This is a genomic window from Pseudomonas marginalis, from assembly GCF_008692035.1.
GTDB classification, from domain to species: domain Bacteria; phylum Pseudomonadota; class Gammaproteobacteria; order Pseudomonadales; family Pseudomonadaceae; genus Aquipseudomonas; species Aquipseudomonas marginalis.
The window spans coordinates 1,868,663-1,889,450 of record NZ_VTFG01000001.1; the positions used below are offsets into that span (position 1 = coordinate 1,868,663).

The 20,788-nt window shown below is 64.2% G+C and carries 18 protein-coding genes; 4 read left to right on the forward strand and 14 right to left on the reverse strand.

Going from position 1 to position 20,788, the window contains the following annotated elements:
* Positions 1–459 precede the first annotated feature (459 nt).
* The 12 genes from gspD to FX984_RS08410 all read right to left on the reverse strand — a co-directional run bounded on the left by gspD (position 460) and on the right by FX984_RS08410 (position 10,673).
* Positions 460–2,682 carry a type II secretion system secretin GspD gene (gene gspD, locus FX984_RS08355; RefSeq protein ID WP_027607422.1) on the reverse strand — a complete coding sequence of 741 codons (2,223 nt, stop codon included), beginning with the start codon at positions 2,680–2,682 and terminating at the stop codon, positions 460–462.
* Positions 2,679–3,203, reverse strand: a complete 525-nt coding sequence (locus tag FX984_RS08360) for a general secretion pathway protein GspN (RefSeq protein ID WP_092354849.1) — start codon at positions 3,201–3,203, stop codon at positions 2,679–2,681. The genes gspD and FX984_RS08360 overlap by 4 nt, the downstream gene beginning before the upstream one ends.
* Complete coding sequence (gene gspM, locus FX984_RS08365; RefSeq protein WP_024076406.1) at positions 3,200–3,811, reverse strand: type II secretion system protein GspM; 612 nt, start codon at positions 3,809–3,811, stop codon at positions 3,200–3,202. Before gspM ends, FX984_RS08360 begins: the two co-directional genes overlap by 4 nt.
* Positions 3,786–4,829, reverse strand: a complete 1,044-nt coding sequence (locus FX984_RS08370; RefSeq protein ID WP_146476529.1) for a type II secretion system protein GspL — start codon at positions 4,827–4,829, stop codon at positions 3,786–3,788. Before FX984_RS08370 ends, gspM begins: the two co-directional genes overlap by 26 nt.
* Positions 4,826–5,551: a hypothetical protein gene (locus FX984_RS08375; protein ID WP_043293746.1), complete on the reverse strand. Its 726-nt coding sequence runs from the start codon at positions 5,549–5,551 to the stop codon at positions 4,826–4,828. The genes FX984_RS08370 and FX984_RS08375 overlap by 4 nt, the downstream gene beginning before the upstream one ends.
* Positions 5,548–6,177, reverse strand: a complete 630-nt coding sequence (locus FX984_RS08380) for a type II secretion system protein GspJ (protein WP_092354852.1) — start codon at positions 6,175–6,177, stop codon at positions 5,548–5,550. The genes FX984_RS08375 and FX984_RS08380 overlap by 4 nt, the downstream gene beginning before the upstream one ends.
* On the reverse strand, positions 6,174–6,542 hold the full coding sequence (locus tag FX984_RS08385) for a type II secretion system protein (protein WP_092354855.1): 369 nt from the start codon (positions 6,540–6,542) through the stop codon (positions 6,174–6,176). Before FX984_RS08385 ends, FX984_RS08380 begins: the two co-directional genes overlap by 4 nt.
* The gene (locus FX984_RS08390; protein WP_027607416.1) at positions 6,539–6,970 is read right to left on the reverse strand and encodes a type II secretion system protein; all 432 of its coding nucleotides are present in this window, start codon (positions 6,968–6,970) and stop codon (positions 6,539–6,541) included. The genes FX984_RS08385 and FX984_RS08390 overlap by 4 nt, the downstream gene beginning before the upstream one ends.
* Before the next feature lie 9 nt (positions 6,971–6,979).
* Positions 6,980–7,405, reverse strand: a complete 426-nt coding sequence (gspG, locus tag FX984_RS08395) for a type II secretion system major pseudopilin GspG (RefSeq protein ID WP_027607415.1) — start codon at positions 7,403–7,405, stop codon at positions 6,980–6,982.
* Between the two features lie 20 nt (positions 7,406–7,425).
* The gene (gene gspF, locus FX984_RS08400; RefSeq protein WP_027607414.1) at positions 7,426–8,628 is read right to left on the reverse strand and encodes a type II secretion system inner membrane protein GspF; all 1,203 of its coding nucleotides are present in this window, start codon (positions 8,626–8,628) and stop codon (positions 7,426–7,428) included.
* Positions 8,625–10,355 carry a type II secretion system ATPase GspE gene (gene gspE / locus FX984_RS08405; RefSeq protein ID WP_146476530.1) on the reverse strand — a complete coding sequence of 577 codons (1,731 nt, stop codon included), beginning with the start codon at positions 10,353–10,355 and terminating at the stop codon, positions 8,625–8,627. The genes gspF and gspE overlap by 4 nt, the downstream gene beginning before the upstream one ends.
* Before the next feature lie 93 nt (positions 10,356–10,448).
* The gene (locus FX984_RS08410) at positions 10,449–10,673 is read right to left on the reverse strand and encodes a hypothetical protein (protein ID WP_027607412.1); all 225 of its coding nucleotides are present in this window, start codon (positions 10,671–10,673) and stop codon (positions 10,449–10,451) included.
* A 507-nt stretch (positions 10,674–11,180) separates the two neighbouring features.
* Here FX984_RS08410 and FX984_RS08415 point away from each other — a divergent pair.
* Positions 11,181–13,931 carry a beta-glucosidase gene (locus FX984_RS08415; protein ID WP_027607411.1) on the forward strand — a complete coding sequence of 917 codons (2,751 nt, stop codon included), beginning with the start codon at positions 11,181–11,183 and terminating at the stop codon, positions 13,929–13,931.
* A gap of 468 nt (positions 13,932–14,399) precedes the next feature.
* Here FX984_RS08415 and FX984_RS08425 read toward each other — a convergent pair whose 3' ends face one another.
* Entirely contained in the window at positions 14,400–15,014 is a 615-nt protein-coding gene (locus FX984_RS08425; protein WP_027607410.1) for a TetR/AcrR family transcriptional regulator, read from the reverse strand.
* A 29-nt stretch (positions 15,015–15,043) separates the two neighbouring features.
* The gene (locus tag FX984_RS08430; RefSeq protein WP_146476531.1) at positions 15,044–16,066 is read right to left on the reverse strand and encodes a LacI family DNA-binding transcriptional regulator; all 1,023 of its coding nucleotides are present in this window, start codon (positions 16,064–16,066) and stop codon (positions 15,044–15,046) included.
* 208 nt (positions 16,067–16,274) lie between these two features.
* Between FX984_RS08430 and FX984_RS08435 the strand changes: the two genes are divergently transcribed.
* Genes FX984_RS08435 through FX984_RS08445 form a run of 3 tightly spaced genes read left to right on the forward strand, consistent with a single transcriptional unit; the run spans position 16,275 to position 20,720 of the window.
* A complete protein-coding gene (locus tag FX984_RS08435) occupies positions 16,275–18,458 on the forward strand; it encodes a TonB-dependent receptor (RefSeq protein ID WP_146476532.1) in 2,184 nt (727 codons plus the stop codon).
* On the forward strand, positions 18,451–19,791 hold the full coding sequence (locus FX984_RS08440; protein WP_186511877.1) for an LLM class flavin-dependent oxidoreductase: 1,341 nt from the start codon (positions 18,451–18,453) through the stop codon (positions 19,789–19,791). The genes FX984_RS08435 and FX984_RS08440 overlap by 8 nt, the downstream gene beginning before the upstream one ends.
* Positions 19,788–20,720, forward strand: coding sequence for a sulfonate ABC transporter substrate-binding protein (locus tag FX984_RS08445; RefSeq protein WP_146476534.1), 933 nt, complete (start codon positions 19,788–19,790; stop codon positions 20,718–20,720). Before FX984_RS08440 ends, FX984_RS08445 begins: the two co-directional genes overlap by 4 nt.
* The last annotated feature ends 68 nt before the right edge of the window (positions 20,721–20,788 follow it).

Here is a 20,788-nt window from a genome sequence, read left to right on the forward strand (position 1 = left end):
AAATTGTGTAGATACCTATGCCCCGATGAGTATGGGTATCTACACAACGTTGTATTAACCAACGGTAACCACGATGCGAAGCGAGCCGCCCTTGATCTTGCTTTAGATCTTGATCTCAGGCGCCCCGTTAAACCACGCTGGCCGGAATTCGATAGTGATTTGGGGGGTAAACCGGCAGGGATGCCGGTTTAGCCGCCCCGCGCCATGGATGGCGCGTGGCGGCGGCCCCCCACATCACTGTCGGATTACGGGCACACCGAGCCTAGGCGAGGTGCCGAGTGGTGGGGCGAAGCGTTTTGCTTACTTTTGCGCTGTTCAAAAGTGAGCCGCCGTAAGGGCGGAACCCATAGCGGCCGTTACCGCAGCAACGGATATGTACCCGGTCCAATCCAAAAAAATGGTCGGCCCAGAGGCCGCCATCGGGGGCAAGTCGAATCGTCGCACCGCCCCTCCCACATTTCAGTTAGCCGGCTTCAACAACTGCATCTGCTGGCGATAGTCATCCGTCACCTGCCGCGCCTGGCTGCTGCTGGTAATCACCCTCGGGGTAATCAGCACAATCAATTCCGTGCGGTCCTTGGACTTGCTGGTATTGCCAAACAACCAGCGCAACCCCGGAATTTTCCCAAGGTAAGGCACCGCACTGACACTCTCCGCGTTGTCCTGCTTGATCAACCCGCCCAGCAACACCGTCTGCCCGCTCTGCACCGCGACCTGGGTCGATACCGAGCGCGTGGAGATACGTGGGTTGGCCTGGGTGTCGTTGCTGGACGCCTGCTGGTCCTGGGCATCGCTGACCTGCTGCTGGATGTCCATGTACACCAAACCACCCGGATTGATCCGCGGCACGACGTCGAGGATCACCCCGGTCTGCACGTATTCAACACTGCTCAAGGTGGTGTCGGAGGTGCCGGTGTTGACCGTGGTCTGGCTGATCGGGATGTTGTCGCCCACCTGGATCTGCGCCGGTTGGTTGTTCATCACCACCAGCGACGGCGCCGACAGCACCTGGGTGCGGCCGTTGGTTTCGAGGGCGTGCAGGGCCACTTGCAGGTTGGAGCTGACGAAGGAGTAGAACAACGAATCCGTCGCGCCCAACCCTGCCCCGCCGCCGCCCAACGCGCCCTGGCTGCCGGCGGTGTTGGCCACGGTGGTGCTGGTGGAATTACCGGCCAGGCGGCCGAGGTACCACTGCACGCCCAGGTCCAGTTCACCGGTGAGCTTGACCTCGAGGATGCGCGTTTCGATCTGCACTTGCAGCGGTGGGTTGTCGAGGCGTTTGATCGCCGATTCGATCTCTTTCCACTGCACCGGGCGGGTGCGGACCAGCAGTTGGTTACTGCTTTTTTGCGCGGTGATGCGGGTGCCGGCGTCAAGGCTTTTGGCCGGGGCGTCTTCGCTCGCGCCCTGCTCGGCGGTGTCCTGCTCGGCCTCGGGCTCCTGCTCCTCATCCTCGGCGGCGGGTGGGTTGCCATTGAGGTTGTTGCTCAGGCCACCGGGCGTGCTGCCGGAGGTGCTGTTGGTGCCCGGCGAGGACAAGGTCGCGGTGCGCAAACCGGGGGCGACCTTGGCCGGGGTATCGTCCTTGATCGCGCCCGTGCCGTAGATCTGGCGCAGGTACTTGGCCAGGTCGGTGGCCTTCATGTTGCGCACGTCGTAGACGTACATCTGCGGCTCGTTGCCGCCGCCTTCGTCGATGGTGTGGATCCAGTCGCCGACTTCACTGAGGTACTGCGGCTGCGACGAGATCGCCACCACCGAGTTGGTCCGCTCGATGGGCAAGAAGCGCACCATGCCGGCCAGGGGCATGCCGCTGTCGGGGCCGAACATTTTTTGCAACTCGGGCATCAGCTCGGCCACCGACGCCCGTTGCAGGCCGAACACGCCCACCGACATGCCCTTGAGCCAGTCCACGTCGAAGGTGTCGATGGTGTCCTGGTAATTGGCCAGTTCCTCGGGGGTGCCGGCCAGGCTCAACACATTGCGCGCCGGGTCCACCAGCAGGAACGCATTCTCGCGGGCGAACGGCTTGAGCAGTTTCTGCATCTCGGTGGCCGAGATATAACGCAACGGAAACAGGCGTGCCGACAAACCGCTGGAGGGCTGCGACACGCGCATCTCCGGCACCAGCTTGCCCGCCACCGCCTGGTTGGCCGGCAGGATCACATAGCGGTTGCCCTGTTTGATCATGGCGTTGTCGGTCCACGACAACAGGGTCTCCAGGATCGACAAGGCCTGCTGCTTGTTCACCGGCTTGGACGTGGAAAAGCTGACATTGCCCTTCACGCCCTGGGCGATGCTGTAGTTCTCGTGCAGCAGGTCGCCCATCACGCTGTTGATCACCGCTTCGATCGGCTGGTCGGCGAAGTTGAACACGATGTCGCCGCTGCCCTCCTCCTTGGCGGCCGAGACTGCTGCCGGTTGGCGCACGAACTGCTGGTTGCCGCGTATCAACTGGCGCTGGGGCGGTGTCTTCGCCTGGGGTTGGCCGCTGTCGACCGGCGCCTGTTCGCTGGCCGGGTCCACGGGTGGGCGTTGCGAACCGGTGCCCTGCATCGCCTCATGCAGCAGGGCCTCGTCCGGGTCGAGATGCTCGGGGAAGGTGCCGCAGCCACCGAGGGAAACGGCGGTGGCCAGGCACAACACGGTGGTGCGCAAGGCGCCAGGGAAGGTATCGATCAAGGGGTGGACTCGTGAGGAAGGGTAATCGGGGGTGTGGTGGACGGCGGCGGCAAGCGCAGGGCCCGCAGGCTCAGGGTTTGCGTACGGCCGTCGAGGACAAAACGGGCATCGCGGGGCGTCAGCTGTTCCAGGCGCCAGCCGTTGGGCAGGGTCTGGCCCTGCTGGACTTTGAGCGGCGGGCCATCGGCGCGCTTGAGCAGCGCCACGCGCAGGTCGCCGTCGAGAACGATCCCGGTCAGCACCAGGCTCGACAGGCTGGAAACACCGGCCTGGCCCACGGCACGGTCGGGGCTGCGGTCGGGGCTGAACAGCGGCGCCTGCCAGGTGCCGGCCAGGCTTTCAAGGGTCGCGCTCGGCGCCACCAGCACCTTGGCGGCGGTGTTGGCGCGCGCATCGGGCTCTGGCGCCGGCAACCATTGCGGCGCATCGCCGATGCTGCTGAGGATGCCGACCATCAGCAGGCCCAACAGCCCGGCCACGCCGAGCAACAGCCATTCCAGGGGACGCAATGCATGGATCATCGTTGCACCTGCCGGGCGGCGGCCGGTTGCAGGTAACCGCGCACCAACAGGTGCACCACCAGTTGCCCGGCGCCGCCACTGGCCGGTGCGTTCGGTGGGCGGCGAATGCTCATCTCATCGACAAACAGAAACGGCCGCTGGTACTCCAACTCATGCAGGATCGCAGTCAAGGGCTCGATGGCGCAGTTAAGGGTCAGGCTGACCTTGACCTGACGATAGGGCTCGGCGTCGTCCTGCTCCGGGGTGATGGGCATGCGCTGGGTCAGGCTGCAACCGCCACCGAGGCCGGCGCGGCTGTTGATCAGGTCGGCGATGCGCTGCATCAGGTCCGCCGCCACCGCGCTTGGGTCGTCGCCGGGCAACAGGCTGGTGCTGCTGGCCGGGTCCTGCCGCGCCTGTTCCAACTGTTGGCGCAGGCTGTCGCCCTGGCGCAACACGCCGGCGTAGCGTTGCTGCTGTTCACGCAGCTGCTCGGCCTGCTCGCCCATGCTGCGCAAGGGGCCGGCGAACCAGCTGTCGATCAACAGCCAGTAACCGGCGCCGAGCACCAGGGCCAGGGCGATCAGGGCCGCGCCACGGCGCTCACGGGGTGTCAGTGGTCGGCGCATCGGCGGCCTCCTGGTGCAGGTGGGCGCGCAAGGAAAATTGATCCTTGCCGGTTTGCGCATCGGGTTGGATCACCCCTTCGAACTGGGCGTTTTCCAGGCTGCGGCAGCCCTTGATCCGAGTGATCAAGGCACTGGCCTTGGCGCTCTGCCCGGAGAAGGACACGTCGGCGCCGTCGTTGACTTCCAACTGGTCGAGCCAGGTGTCCGAGGGCAGGCACGCGGTCAGCTCGCTGAGCAGCGCCGCCAACGGCGGTTGGGCGGCCTTGCGGCGAATCAGGTACTGGGCGGCGCCACGGGTATTGAGCAATTGCTGGCGCAGGGCCTGGATCTCGGCGACCTGGGCTTTCTGCTCGCGCACGCTGTGTTGCATGGCATCGAGCACGCGCTGGCGGTCGTTGAGCCACAGCAGCATCGCCGCGATCAGCAACGCGCCGCACAACCACGGCAGGCTGCGTTGCAGGCCCTTGCCCTGGGGACGCTGACGGGGACGCAACGGCGCCGGCAGCAAGTCGATGCCCATGGGTTTGCCTGCGCTCTCTGCGACATCCACGGCATGGGGCTGCAAGCCGAGGACCGCGCAGTCATTGAGGATCTGATCGAGGCGCTCACGCAGGATCGCTACCAGCGTGACGTGCAGGTGCGTGGGGGTGCGGCGTTCCTGGCGCGCGACAAAGTACAACTGGGCGGCGTCGAACGGCGTGAAGCGGTCCAGTTCATAGCCCACCACCGTCGACAGGTTGCGCGCTGCCGCCGGGGGCAGTTGCAGGGTTTGCACCAACACCGTTTCAGGCGGCAGCACCAGCACCTGACGCGCTTCGCCAGGCAGCTTTTCCACCGCGTCGGTCAGCGGCCAGGCGTAGACATGCTCGGGGATCTCGGCAAACGACAACCATGCCGGCAGGCAGCCACGCAGCTCCTTGAGCCACAGGCGCCAGCCCAGTTGCAGCAGGCTGCCGCGCCAGCGCTGGGTGATGGGCTGCGCCAGCGCCTGAAGCCGTGCGGTTAACTGTTCGTTCATTCTTGCCAACGTAAGACTCGATAAGGTTGTGCGCTGCCTTGCGCGGGGCTCAATAACACGGTGGCCTGCACCTGGGCGTGGTAACCGCCGGGACGTTGGGCGCGGCTGCTGACCACCAGCACGTCGCCGGGATCGGCACCCACCGCATTCTGATGTGGCAGGTTCAGTGCGCGGCGCATCAAGGCACTGGCGAATGCCGGATCGGGCCGGTCCAGGCCGCTCCACAGGCTGATCTCGGGCACCAGTTCGCTGTACAACGCCTGGGTCATGCCCGGCAGTTGGCGCACCTCTTCCACCACCCGAAACGGCGCCAGGCCCTGGTTACGCCGTACCTCCAGGGCTCTGGCGAGGTGGTTGGCCTGGGCCTGGGTCGCACCGCAGGCCAGGGCCAGGCGGGCAAAATCACCCACCTCGGCGCTGTTCAAATACAACTTGCCGCGCTCGCTGTGCAGGCTGACGCGCAGCTGCGCATCGTCGAACACCAGCGGAATTTCACGCCCGTCGGCAATCCACTGCTTGCGCTGCAACGGGTCCGCCACGGCCTGCATCGCAAGCGCCACCCCGGCCTCGGCCGCCAGCACCGCCTGGGTGTGCTGGCGGTGCCAGGCGGCCTGGCGGGTTTCCAGTTGCACCCAGCCGGCCAAACCGCCGAGCAACAGGCTGAGCAAGGCCAGCACCCACAGCACCAGCAGCAGGGCCACACCGCGTTGATGGCGGATCATTCGGGTGCCCCGCCGGACAGGTTCAGGCGCAAGGCAACCACCTGGGTCACCCACGGCACCGGCCCGTTCACCCGTGCGTCAATCCGCACTGCATAAGGCAGGCGTTTGGTCCACGGCCACTCACTGATCCAGCCGGTGGCCTGGCCCTTGGGCGACACCCCGCGATAGCTGAATTGCAGGTCCTCGATATCCTTCAACAACACCTGCGGCTCACTGCGCGAGGCCGGGACGCTGACTTGCGCGGGGGACTCAAACCGCGCGAACGCCACCTGCAAATCGCGCTGCGATTCAGGGCCCACCAACTGCAAGGTGAAGCGCTGAATCCCGCCGCCGAGCACACCCGGCAAGGTCGCGACAAACTGCATGCGCTGGGGCCCACCGGCGAAAAAGCCATCGGTCTGGCTGTCGTCCTCGGTCACGTCCAGCGGCAACGCCTCGCTGATGGCGGTACGCAAAAACTGCTGCGCGGCACGCATTTCATCCAGGCTGACCGTGTAGCGCTGGGCCTTGAGCACGGCGCGATTGGCGCCCAGCAACGCACCGCCGACCAGGGTCAGCAACACCCCGAGCAGGCTCAGTACGATCATGATCTCAAGCAAGGTAAAGCCCTGCTGACGCGCCTTCACAAGCCGGCACCGACGCCGGCAGCGCGCAGTTTCAAGGTGCTGAAACGGGCCTGGCGCGGGCCTTCGCTGACGGTGAGGTCCAGGCGAAACAGATGGGCCTGGCCGATCCGGCTGGGCTGCTGGGCGATACGCAGTTGCCAGGCGATGCCGTCCAACTCGCCCTGCCGTGTACCGCTGGCCAAAGGGCCCATGCCTTCCTGATCCATCACACTCAAGGCGGCATGGGTCAAGCGGTCGCTGTGGGCCACCTGCAACAACGAGCGCGCGCTCTGGCCGAAGGCAACCAGCAGCACCGTGCTACAGATCGCCATCAGCGTCAGCGCGGCGAGCATTTCCAGCAGGGTGAAACCCGCCTGGCGCTTCATGGCAGGGCCTTGGATTCGACGCTGCCGGTCAGCCAGCCGATGTCGATGCGCCAACGCCGACTGCCGTTGGCCAGCAACACGTGGCCGCCGGTGGAGCTGCCATCGGGGTAGAAATCCACCGCCGCGCCGGCTTGCTCGGCGGTGTGCAGGGTCACTTGCAGCCCGGCCGGCCAATACTTTTTCGGACGGCCCGGCGCCTGCACGCTGAGGTTGCGCAAATCGAACACCGTGCTTTCGGTAGTGCCACTGACAATCGCCCGCGCCCGCGTGCTGCGCAACGCCTCGACCACCTGCCCGACGGCCTGGCGCTCTTTGGCCGCGCGCAGGCCTTGTTGCAGGCCAAACCCTACCAAGCCGGCCGCGATGCTGATCAAGACGATCACCACCAGCATTTCCAGCAAGGTAAAGCCGCGTTGGGCGTTGGCCATGGTCGTGGGTTATTCCCAGTTGCCCAGGTCGGCGCTGTAGCCTTCGCCGCCGGGCTGGCCGTCCTGACCGTAGAAAATCAGGTCGAACGCACCGTGCTCACCGGGGAAGCGATAGCCGAAGGCATGGCCGAACGGGTCCTTGAGGTCCGACGGCTTGGCATACGGCCCGGCCCAACCGGCGCTGTTGCCCGGCTTGTCGACCAGTTGCTGCAGGCTCTTGGGCGGCGAGCCGACGTCCAGGCCGTAGCTTTCGATCTTCATGCTCAGGCTGGCCAGCTGGGCCTTGCCCGCGCCGTACTTGCCCTTGTCCACGTTGCCGCCGACCTGGCGTACCACGATGGTCGCGACAATGCCCAGCAGCACGATCACCGCGAGCATTTCCAGCAAGGTAAAACCGCCCTGGCGGCGGGCGGGCTTGAATCGGGTATGGCGCATCAGCGTGTTTCCTTAAGGGTTCATATATTGCTGGTCAGGCTCATCAGCGGCAGCATGATCGCCAGCATGATCACCGCCACCAGCACCGCCATGACCACGGTCAGGGACGGCACCAGCGCGGCGAGCAGGCGGTCGATGCCGCGTTTGGCCTCGACGTCGAACACCTCGGCGACCTTGAGCAGCATGCTGTCGAGTTCGCCGGCCTGTTCGCCGACTTCAATCATTTGCAACGCCAGATCCGGCAGCAACGGCTCGCTGCCGAAGGCGCTGGCCAGGGTGCCGCCGCCCTTGACCGACTCGGCGGCCTGGGCGACCTGGGCTTGCAGGGCGCGGTTGGTGCAGACCTGGCGGGCAATCACCAGCGCTTGCAGCAGCGCCACACCATTGCTCAGCAAGGTGCCGAGGGTGCGGGCCAGGCGGGCGGCTTCGACCCGTTGCAGCAACGGGCCGATGATGCGGATGCCCAGCACGCGGCGGTCATAACGTTCGCGGCGCTGGGGATCGCGCAGCCGCGCGGCCAGGGCCCAGGCGCCGACAATCAACCCGGCCAGCACCGCCAGGCCGTAGGCCCCGAGGAATTGGCCGAGGCCCAGGATCACCTCGGTAATCAGTGGAATCGGCACGCCCAGGTCCTTGAAGATCGGCACGAACTGCGGCACCACATAGGCCAGCAGCAACGCCAGCGAACCGAGCACGCCGACCACCAGAAAGGCCGGGTAGATCAGCGCGTTGATCACTTCGCCCCTGAGCAGTTGGCTGCGCTCCAGGTAGTCGCTGAGCTGGCGCAGGGTGTCTTCGAGGGCGCCGCCCGCCTCGCCGGCGCGGACCATGCTCAGGTACAGCGGCGAAAACTGGCTGCCCTCCGCCTCCAGCGCCTTGGATAACGGCTGGCCGGCCTTGACCTGTTCGCGGATGCGCTCGATCAGCGCGCGGGTCTGGGGCTGGCCGGGCTGCTTGAGCAGGATGCCCAGGGAGCGTTCCAGCGGCTGGCCGGCGCCCAATAGCGTGGCCAATTGTTGAGTGAAACTGACCAGCGCCGCGCCATTCAACTGACCCCGGCCAAAGGCCTTGCGCAGGCCCTGGGCGCCCGCCACCTCGATCTGCAACAGCAGCAAACCGCGCTTGTGCAGCGCGGCGACTGCAGCGTCCTGGTCCTTGGCTTCGAGGGTGCCGTTTTGCGCCTGGCCCTGGCTGTCGAGGGCGCGGTATTTGAACAGGCTCATGCGCCCTCTCCCCGGGTGACGCGCAGCACCTCCTCAAGTGAGGTGACACCGGCCACGGCCTGGCGCAGGCCTTCTTCATGCAAGGTCCGCAGGCCGCCACGGCGGGCGGCCTGTTCGAGGGTGGCGGCGTCGGCCTGGCGCATCAACAGGCTGCGCAGTTCGTCGTTCATCACCAGCAGTTCAGTGATCGCACTGCGGCCGTGGTAGCCACCGCCCGGCGCATCGGCGCGGGGGCGATAAAGCATGATCGGACGCTGCTCGGTAAACCGGTCGAGGCCGTGTTCGGCGATCAACTCCGCCGGTGCTTCGAAGGCTTCGCGGGTGGCCGGGTCCAGGCGCCGCACCAGGCGCTGGGCGAGGATGCCGTTGACGGTCGAGGCAATCAGGTAGCTTTCGACACCCATGTCCAGCAAGCGCGTGATACTCGCCGCCGCGCTGTTGGTGTGCAGGGTCGAGAGCACCAGGTGGCCGGTGAGGGACGACTGGATGGCGATGCGGCAGGTTTCCAGGTCGCGGATTTCACCGATCATGATCACGTCCGGGTCCTGGCGCACGATGGAGCGCAGCGCGCCGGCGAAGTCGAGGCCGATGGCCGGTTTCACCTGGATCTGGTTGATGCCCTCAAGCTGGTATTCCACCGGGTCTTCGACGGTGATGATCTTACGCTCGGCGGTATTGAGCCGCGACAGCGCGGTGTACAGGGTGGTGGTCTTGCCCGAGCCGGTGGGCCCGGTGACGAGCAGGATGCCGTGGGGCCGTTCGAGCACTTCGAGGAAGGTTTCCAGGCGCTGGCCATCGAAGCCCAGGCTCTGGAAATCGAACTGCACGGTCTGGCGGTCGAGCAAACGCATGACCACCGATTCGCCAAAACTGGTGGGCACCGTGGACACCCGCAAGTCCAGCTCCTTGCCCTGGATGCGCAGCATGATGCGCCCGTCCTGGGGCAGGCGCCGCTCGGCGATGTCCAGGCGCGCCATGATCTTAACCCGCGAAATCACCGCTGCCGAAGAGCTGGACGGCGGCGCCTCGGCTTCATGCAGCACGCCATCGATGCGGTAGCGCACCTTGAGCTGGTTTTCGAAGGGTTCGATATGAATGTCCGAGGCGCGATGTTCCACCGCGCGCTGCAGGATCAGGTTGACCAGGCGAATCACCGGCGCTTCGGAGGCCATGTCCTTGAGGTGTTCGATGTCTTCCAGGGCACCGCCCTGCTCGTCGAGGTTTTCGATCAGGGTGCCCATGGCCGAACGGCCCTGGCCGTAGTAACGCTCGATCAGGGTTTCGACTTCGTTACGCGGGCCCACGGCCAGCCACACCGGCACGCCACAGGCATAGGCCATGGCCTGGAACGGATACACCAGCGACGGGTTGGCCGCCAGCACCCGCAGGCCGCCCTGGCTCCAGCCCACGGGCACCACCTGGTAGTGGCGCATGAAACGCTCGGTCAACACCGGTAGCGGGTCCAGCAGCGGCGGCGCCGCATCGGCCAGCAGCAGCGGTGCGCCGAGCAGGTCGGCCCAGGCACGGGCCAGTTCCACTTCGGAAACCAGCCCCAGGCGCGTGAGCAGGCCCAGTAATTCGGTGTCACCGCCCTCCTGGGACAAGCGTCGGGCGCGCTCCAGGTCAACGGTTTTCAAGCCGGCATGTTGCATCAGCCACGCGCAGACCTGTTCGGTGTGCGGGATGTGCAGTTGGCAGGCATTGAGAGGTGTTGAGGAGCTGGGCATGGGTAAAAATCTGAGGGGCGATGTTCTAAAGGGCGATGGGAAACCCTTGTGGGAGGGGGCAAGCTCCCTCTCACAGGGGACCGCATTTCCCCGTTAGTTCGAGGTCTTCGGCGCGGCCTGGCTGCTGCTCAGCGGTCGCCCACCCTTGGTGGTTTCAGCCTTCTGTTTTTTGACGGCCTTGGCATCGTGGGCCTGGGTCAGCACCGTGGAATCGGCGGCGCCGGATTTCGCATCGGCGTCCGTAGACTCCGCCGCCATCGCCGCGCCACTTAGCGCAACGCCCAATACAACACCGGCACCCAACAGGGAAATCTTCATCAACTTTCTCCAGATCAAAAACAGCAGATAGCCCAAGTGGCGCCTTGAACTCGATCAAGACCCTACACCAAAGCGTTGTGTATGACAGCTTGTGTAAACATGGCACTTTAGAACTACCGAGCGATGCCACTAGTTAGCCACGGCTCGATAAATTTTCTTAAACCAATCGACTGGTAGGTTTAGCCTTAGTTCCGAAAGGTAAGAAAATATTTCTTATTTCACGCAAAAATTAGCTTTCGTTTGACTTATAACCGCAAGAATTGCCTTAATTATGCGGTTTTCGCGGTTCAAAATGCCATCCCGTGATATCGCTTAGACACTACCCACAACAATAACTAATACAATTATTACACTTATAAAACTGCGAAATTCGCCAAATAGTTGCAATTAGCCATCGGTTAAAAATTGCGATCACGGGCAACTTTTGCCCAGAAAAAAGTGACGAGGTGCAGTGCAACACGCACTTCTCGGCGCGCCCTGTTTACTGAACTGTTGTCGGAGAGACCCATGAATAAACGCAAAATGATCGGTGCACAGTCGGCTTTCGCCCTGCTGGCATTGGCCGTGTCCCAGGTGCATGCAGCCACCAGCCCGGCCCTGGATGAAGGCCGGGTCAGCCGCGCGGAAAAAGCCGCGGACAAGACCCTGGCGAAGATGACCCTGGAAGAAAAACTCGCCTACATCGGCGGCACCGGTGGCTGGGACGTCAAGCCACTGACCCAGTACGGTATCCCGCAGATCCACGGCGCCGATGGCGGTGTGGGCGTGCGCTACACCAGCGAAGGCAACGCCCAGGGCGTGGTCTACCCGTCGGGGCCGAACCTGGCCGCCAGCTGGAACCCACGGCGCGCCATCGACCTGGGCCGTGCCCTGGGCTATGACACCGCCAGCGGCGGCTATCAGTTCGTCACCGGCCCTGGGGTGAACCTGTACCGCATGCCGTACAGCGGCCGGGCGTTCGAGTACCTGTCCGGTGAAGACCCGTTCCTCGGCGCCAGCCTGGCGCCGGCCGTGATCAACGGCATTCAGTCCCGTGGCGTGTGGGCCAACGCCAAGCATTTCGCCGCCAATGACCAGGAAAGCAACCGCTTCCACCTCAATGAAATCATCAGCGAACGCGTGCTGCGCGAGATGACCCTGCCGCCGTTCGAGTCCGCCTCGAAGAACAGCAAAGTCGCGATGATGATGTGCGCCTTCCAGAAGGTGAACGGCGAGTTCGCGTGCCAGAACAAGCACCTGATGCGTGACATCCTCAAGACCGAATGGGGCTACCCGGGCTTCGTGCAGAGCGACTACAACGCGGTGGTCGACGGTTTGCCGGCGGCACAGGCGGGTACCGACCTGGACATGATGGGCTACCAGATGAACAGCACCATCCTCAAGCCGTACCTGGACAGCGGCGAGCTGAGCAGTGCGACCATCGATGACAAGGTGCGCCGCATCCTCAAGCAGATCTACCTGTACAAGTTCGACAGCAAGGCGCCGCTGACCAGCCACAACATGAACAGCGCCACCAGCAACCGCGTGGCCCTGAACGCCGCCCGCGAAGGCATCGTGCTGCTGAAAAACCAGAACAGCCTGCTGCCGCTGGACGCCAGGAAAGTCAAGCGCATCGCCGTGGTCGGCACCCTGGCCAAGTACGCGCCGCCTACCGGTTTTGGCAGCGCCAACGTCATGGCCGCCAACTACATCAGTGAGCTGAGCGGCTTGCAGCAACTGGTGCCAGGCGCCAAGGTCGAGTTTATCGACGGGCTGTCCCTGGACCCGGCCACCTCGACCTGGACCCATGCCGACGGCAATGGCAACAGCGTCAAAGGCCTGAAGACCGAGTTCTTCAGCAACACCAATTGGTCCGGCGACCCGGCCGCCAGCCGCACCGACCCCCATGTCGACCTGGACTGGTCCACCGACAGCCTGCCGGTGAACGGCGATACCGCCGCCACCTCGATTCGCTACAGCGGCCAGATCACCCCGACGGTCAGCGGCGAGCAGGTGTTCAAGGTGCGTGCCGACGGCGCCGTGCGCCTCTACGTCAACGGCAAGAAAGTCCTCGACAACGGCGACGGCAAACCGCTGCCGAACAACAGCATTCCGCCGACCATCCCGGTGTTTGCCAAGGTCAACCTGGAAGCCGGCAAACCGGTCGACATCAAGCTGGAATACTCACGCCGCAACGGCTACCTGTCGACCATGGGCGGCCTCGTCGGGGTGCAGATGAGCTGGGCGTCGCTGGTAGCGCCGCAGGACCTGGCCAAGTACGACGCGGTACTGGTCGCGGCCGGTAACAGCAATGAGTACGAAGGCGAAGGCTTCGACCACAGCTTCGACCTGCCCGAATACCAGAACCTGCTGATCCAGAGCATCGCCAAGGTCAACCCGAATACCGTGGTCACCCTGCACGGCGGTACCGGCCTGAAGATGAGCGACTGGATCGATCAGGTACCGGCTGCGCTGCATGCGTTCTACCCTGGGCAGAACGGCGGCCAGGCCTTGGCGGAGATCCTGCTGGGCAAGGTCAACCCGTCGGCCAAGCTGCCGATCAGCATCGAGCGCAACATTGAAGACAACCCGATCTACGCGACCTTCCCCAAGTTCGACAACCAGGAAACCCTGGCCGAGATGAGCTACAAGGACGACCTGTTCCTGGGCTATCGCGGCTACGAGAAAAAGGGCATCAAGCCGCTCTACCCGTTCGGCTACGGCTTGTCGTACACCACCTTCGGCTACAGCAACATCAGCGTGACCCCTGGGGTGGCGGTGGCCGGGGCGCCGATCAAGGTGTCGTTCGACCTGGCCAACACCGGCAAGGTCGCGGGTGCCGAAGTGGCCGAGTTGTACGTGGGCCAGAACAACCCGAAAGTCGAACGCGCGATCAAGGAACTCAAGGGCTACAAGAAGGTGTTCCTCAAGCCGGGCGAGAGCAAGCGCGTGACCATCGAGCTCAACGATCGCTCGCTGGCCTACTACGACGTAGCGAGCAAGCAATGGGTGGTGGATGCCGACAGCTTCAACCTGTCGGTGGGCGCGTCGTCCCAGGATATTCGCCTGAACGCCAAGCTGGTCAACCCGTTCCGCCAGGAACTGTCGACCACCACCAGCAACCCGCTGCCGCGCTCGGCGCTCAACTCGACGCTGCGTGAATCGACGGTGAAGACCGGCGGTGTGCTGCATCAAAACGAAGGCGACAGCGGCACCAGCGACGGTGATGGCTATGACATGAGCGATGACAGCAGCCAGGGCAGTGCCACCGGCAACTGATCCCTGTGGAAGGGGGCTTGCCCCCGATGAGCATGGGTATCTACACAACTGTGTAGCAGCCAACGCTAACCACGATGCGAAGCGAGCCGCCCTTGATCTTGATCTTGCTTTTGATCTTGATCTCAGGCGCCCCGTTAACCACGCTGGCCGGAATTCGATAGTGATTTGGGGGGTAAACCGGCAGGGATGCCGGTTTAGCCGCCCCGCGCCATGGATGGCGCGTGGCGGCGGCCCCCCACATCACTGTCGGATTACGGGCACACCGAGCCTAGGCGAGGTGCCGAGTGGTGGGGCGAAGCGTTTTTGGTTACTTTTGGCGCTCTTCCAAAAGTGACCCGCTGTAAGAGCGGAACCCTAAGTAGCCGTTACCGCAGCAACGGATATGTACTCATTCCAACCCCAGCACATGGTCGGCCCAGAGGCCGCCATCGGGGGCAAGCCCCCTCCCACATGTTGACTGTGTTCGACTCAGGTTCTGATGGCTGCCTCGACCCGCGCGATGTAGCTGTCAAACCGCGCCACCAGGTCCACCTGCTCGGGAAACCGCAGCCACTGGATCTGCAGGCCATCCATCATGGCCAGGATTTCTTCCACCAGCCCGGCGATGTCCACATCGCTGCGCACCTCCCCCGCCGCGACCAGGTCGGCAAACTGCCCCTGCATGCGCTGGTGAATCGCCGCATAGCGCGCCTGGAACCAGGCCCAGGCCGGTTGGGTGTCCAGCAGGCTTTCGGCATTCAAGATGGTAAACGCGCGCACCACGCCCGGTGCCGTGGCATTCGAACGATTGATCGCACGCAGGCTGCCGAGCAGGCCATTGAGGGTTTTCTCCGCACGTACCTCATCGGCAATCCGTTGATTGACCTCATCGCGACGCTGCAACACCCCCATCAACAGCGAGATCTTGCTGGGAAAATGATGCAGCAGCCCGGCCACCGAAATACCCACGATCGCCGCCACCTGGGCCATCGAGGCGCCGCTGTAGCCTTCCAGGGAAAACACCTGCAGGGCCGCGTCCAGCAGCTCTTCGCGGCGTTTTTCACCTTTGGGGGCGCGGCGGGTCTTGGGGGCGGGTTCGGTCATGGGCAGGTCCTAGTGGGCGATAAAAAAGCTCAGGCGCTTTCCCGTTCGATCAAGCAGCAATCCAACAGGTTCAAACGCTGTACGGCATCCGGCAACACGCCGAGGCTTTCCAGCACGCGGGTTGCCGCCAGTACGCCGATCTCCAGGGCCGGCGGTTTGATTGTACTCAGGCTGGGCAACAGCATTTCGGCAAACGGGTAATCACCGAACCCGAGCACCGCGCACTTTAACCCGGAACGCTGCCCGGCCAGCAAACCACCGGCGGCGAGGTTGTCATTGGCGAAGAAGATCGCGTCAGGCGGGGTGGCGTGGTTCATCAGGGCTTGCATCGCCTGCTTGCCGGCCTCGAAAGGCGCGCTGTCGGCGTCCGGGACGAAGACCCGGGGCTGTACACCCAGTTCGATCAGGGTCGCGGCAAACCCATCGCCCCGCTCCAGCGCGCTGAAGTCGCCCGTGGCGCTGTTCTGCACGAAGGCCATGCGCCGATAGCCCTTGCCATGCAGGTAGCGCGCGGCCGTGACGCCGACGTCGTAGTGGGAAAAACCGATCTGCACCGGCGCGCGTTCGGGCACGTAGTCCCAGGTTTCCACCACCGGGATCTCGGTGTCGGCGATCATCTTTTCGGTGCCTGCACTGTGGAAGCGGCTGGTCAGTACCAGCGCCGCCGGCGACCAGCCGAGGAACGCGCGCACCGCGCTTTCTTCCTGCTCGGCGCTGAAGTAACTGGACGCCAGCAACAGCTGATACCCATGGCGACTGAGGGTGTCGCTGAAGCCCTGGATCGTGTTGGCGAAGATCGGCCCCGAGATGTTCGGGATCACCATCGCCACGATCCGCCCCCGCGCCGACGCCAGCCCGCCGGCCACCAGGTTGGGCACATAACCCAGCTCGGCCACCACCTCGGCGATGCGCTCGCGACGCTCGGGCGAGACCTGCTCCGGCTGGTTGAAATAGCGCGACACGGTGATCGCCGACACCCCGGCCTGGCGGGCCACGGTGTTCAAGGTGACGCGCCCGGCGCCACGGCGTTTACGCGGTTTGTCTTCGCTCACGGGACCATCCTGCTAACAACAAAAAAGAATATAGGAATAATTTTTAAGTCTTTGACGCTCTAAACCCGAGCTACCAATAATACCGATGTTAGCGCTAACAAAGCGCGCTGTCTGCTACTCGCTCAAGCGAATGCCCACGACAGTCTTACAGGCGCTGACGGTCGTGAGAGCCGCAGCGGTCCAGGGCATTTTTTCGAGCGAACACACCATGCACAGGCACACGCACTTATTCCTTCTCGCCGGTCTGACCGCCCTCCCCGTGCCCGGCGCCTTTGCCGCCGACGAGCAGGAACCCACGCTCAAAGCGGTGACGGTCACCGCCACCCGGCGTGAAGAATCCCTGCAAAAAGTCCCGGTGGCGGTCTCGGTGCTGGACGGCGAACAACTGGAGCGCGACAACCGCAACGGCGTGGCCAGCATCGCCCAGCAAGTGCCGTCGCTGAACTTCCGCACCGGCGCCTCGAACAAGGACACCTCGCTGTTCGTGCGCGGCGTGGGCACCATTTCCACCTCCCCTGGGGTGGAGCCGACGGTGGCCACGGTGATCGACGGCGTGGTCTATGCGCGCCCCGGCCAGGCCACCCTCGACCTGCTGGACCTGAAACGCATCGAAGTGCTGCGCGGCCCGCAAGGCACCTTGTTCGGCAAGAACGCCTCGGCCGGCGTGCTCAACATCACCAGCAAGGCGCCCACCGCCGAGACCCACGGCTATATCGACCAGGCGTACTACAGCGGCAACGAAAGCCGCACCCGTTTCGGCATCGGCGGCAGCCTGGTGCCGGAGGTGCTCAAGGGCTCGATCAGCACGCTGTTCGGCAGCTACGACGGTAACGTCGATAACCAGCACAACGGCCAGGAGGTCAACGGCTACAACCACAAGGGCATCCGCGGCAAGCTGGAATTCACCCCCAACGATGACGTGAAACTGACCCTGATCGCCGACTACATGCAGTCCCACGACGATGCGCCGAATGGCGTGGTCAGCAAGTCCCTGAGCCCGGCCTTCAGCAATGCCTTGAGCCCGGTGCGCGCCTCCGGCGACAACCGCGACATCAACACCGATACGCGCAGCCATGTCGAGGACACCAACAAAGGCTTGTCCGCTCAGTTGGACTGGAACCTCGGCGACTACACCCTGACCTCGATCACCGCCTGGCGCGGCTGGGACAACACCCAGTACCAGGACGGCGACCGCCTCGGCACAGTGACCGCCGCCTTCCCCGGCACCGCCGACAAGGGCGAGCTGGCTTTCGACCAATACTCCCAGGAACTGCGCCTGGCCTCGCCCAAGGGTGAGTTCCTGGAATACGTCGGCGGCCTGTTCTACATGCACGGCAAGGACGAGGAAACCTATCAGCGCACGCTCACGACCACCACGCGCACCGACCGTGGCATCGCCGACTACAGCACCACCAGCGACAGCTACGCGGTGTTCGGCGAGACCACGCTGAACTTCACCTCGCGCTTTCGTGGCATCGCCGGCCTACGCTACACCCACGATGAGCTGAAATACGATCACCGCCGCGTCTCCACCTCGGCCACCACGGTCAGCGGGATTCAACCGGCCACCTCCAGCTCCGGCTCGGTGGACGAAGACGGCTGGTCAGGCCGCCTCGGGGTGCAGTACGACCTCAGCGACAGTGTCACCAGCTACCTCACCTACTCGCGCGGCTACAAGGGCCCGGCCTACAACGTGTTCTTCAATATGCAGCCGCGCGACACCGACGCGCTCAAGCCGGAAACCTCCAACACCTGGGAAGCCGGGATCAAGGCCACCGCCTGGAACAACCGCCTGACCACCAACCTGGCGGTATTCCACAGCGACTACGACAACTACCAGGCGAACTTTTTCGACACCGTCGCCGGCCAGGTCGTGACCCGCCTGATCAACGCCGGCAGCGTCAGCACCGAAGGTGTCGAGCTGGATTACGCCCTGCAGGCCACCCAGCAACTCAAGCTTTCCGGCGCCCTGGCCTACACCCGTGCGCGCATTGATGAGTTCGCCTGCCCGGCCGGTGCAGCGGCGACGTGCAACGTGAATGGCAAGCCACTGCCCTTCAGCCCGGACTGGAAAAGCTACGTGCGCGCCGACTACACGATCCCGCTGGATAACGGCCTGGACATCGAACTGGGCACCGACTACAGCTGGCAGAGCGAAGTACAGTACGACATCAGTCAGAACGTCGACACCAAGCAAGGCGCCTATGGCATCTGGAACGCCAGCGTGGCCCTGGCCGACTACACCAACGGTTGGCGCGTGGCGTTGCTGGCCAAGAACCTCGCCGACAAGTCCTACTCACCGCTGCTGGCCAGTGGCGGCAACTACATCTACCGCGCCGTACCCCGTGACGATGAGCGTTACTTCGGCGTGCAACTGCGCAAGGATTTCTAGCATGAGCCGTCAACTGAAACTCGGCGCCTTTCTCATGGCCACCGGGCACCATGTCGCCGCCTGGCGCCACCCGGACGTGCCGGCGGATGCCGGGCTGGATTTCGCCCAATACAAACACCTGGCACGGGTGGCCGAAGCGGCGAAGTTCGATGCGCTGTTCGTGGCCGACAGCATCGCCGCTGCCACTGGTGAGATCGCCAGCCATATGGCGCGCTCGGACCATTTCGAACCGCTCACCCTGCTCTCGGCGCTGAGTGCGGTGACCGATAACATCGGCCTGATCGCCACGGCGACCACCAGCTACAACGAGCCCTACCATGTGGCGCGCAAATTCGCCTCGCTGGATCACCTGTCCGGCGGGCGTGCGGGCTGGAACCTGGTGACCTCGGACAACGCCGCCGAAGCGCAGAATTTTGGCCGCGACGAACACCTCGGCCATGGCGAACGCTACAGCCGCGCCAGGGAGTTTCATCAGGTGGTGACCGGGCTGTGGGACAGCTGGGAAGACGATGCCTTTGTGCGCGACAAGGCCAGCGGCAACTATTACGACCCGACGAAACTGCATGTGCTGGACCACGTGGGCGAACACTTCCGGGTCAAGGGCCCGCTGAATGTGGCGCGCTCGCCCCAGGGCCAGCCGGTGATCGTGCAGGCCGGCTCGTCCGAAGCCGGCCGTGAACTGGCCGCGCAGACCGCCGAGGTGGTGTTTACCGCACAGACCTCGCTGGCCAATGCCCAGGCGTTTTATGCCGACCTCAAGGGCCGCTTGAGCCAGTACGGGCGCGGGCCGGATTCGCTGAAAATCATGCCCGGCGTGTTGGTGGTGGTCGGGGCGACCGAGGCCGAGGCCCAGGCCAAATTCGAGGCGTTCCAGGATCTGGTCGAACCTGAGGTGGGCGTCGCGTTGCTGGGGCGCATGCTGGGCAATTTCGACCTGTCCGGCTACCCGCTGGACGGGCCGTTGCCGGCGCTGCCGTTGACCGACAGCGGGCAACGCAGTCGCCAGCAACTGCTGAGTGACTTGGCCGATCGTGAGCAACTGACCCTCGCGCAATTGGGTCGGCGAATTGCCGGGGGCCGCGGACATTACAGCCTGATCGGCACGCCTGCGCAGATTGCCGACGAGCTGCAGAACTGGTTCGAAAACGGCGCGGCCGATGGCTTCAATATCCTGGTGCCGCACTTGCCGGGTGGGTTGGAAGACGTCGCGCAATGGGTGGTGCCCGAGCTGCAGCGGCGCGGTCTGTTTCGCACTGAATACAGCGGTTCCACCTTGCGCGAAAACCTCGGCCTGGCGCGCCCGGCCCATCGTTTTACAGAGGCTAGAGCATGAAAATCCCCGCACTGATCCTGGCCCTGCTGGCGGTGACGCAAACCGCCCTGGCCGCCGACCCCGCCACCTTGCGTATCGGCTACCAAAAAGGCTCCATCGCCCTGGTCCTCGCCAAGCAACATGACCTGCTGGAAAAGCGTTTCCCGAAGACGGAGGTGAAGTGGATCGAATTCCCCGCCGGCCCGCAGATGCTTGAAGCGCTGAACGTGGGGGCACTGGATGTGGGTTCCACCGGCGACATCCCGCCGCTGTACGCCCAAGCCGCCGGGGCCGACCTGGTCTATATCGGCGCCGAACCGCCCAAGCCCAGCGCCGAGACGATCCTGGTGCGCAATGACAGCCCGCTGCATTCGGTGGCGGACCTCAAGGGCAAGAAAGTGGCGTTCCAGAAGGGTTCCAGCTCCCACAACCTGATCCTGCGCGCGCTGAACAACGCAGGCCTGAGCTACAAGGACATCCAACCGGTCTACCTGCCGCCGGCCGATGCGCGAGCGGCGTTCGAACAAGGCAGCGTCGATGCCTGGGCGATCTGGGAACCCTACTCGTCACTCGCCTTGAGCCAGAGCCCCAGCCATGTGCTGGCCAATGGCGAAGGCTTGGGTTTGTCGGGTCCGGTGTACACCGCCCGGCGCGCGTATGCGCGGGACAACGGTGCCTTTATCCATGACCTGCTCGACGAACTCACCGCCGCCGAAGCCCTTACCCGCAGCCAGCGCGAAGACAGTTTGAAAGTACTGACCGAGTTCATGGGCCTGCCCGCCGAGGTGGTCGCACGCTACATGGACAACCGCCCGCCTTCGCCGATTTTGCCGATTGACGAGGGGATCATTCAGGCGCAGCAGGCGACGGCGGATCTGTTTTTCCAGAATCGGTTGTTGCCCAAGGCCATTGAGGTCAAGAAGGCTGCGTGGAAATCTGAAGCCAACTGAGATCCTAATGTGGGAGGGGGCTTGCTCCCGATAGCGGTGTGTCAGTCAAGGATGCTCCAACTGAACCG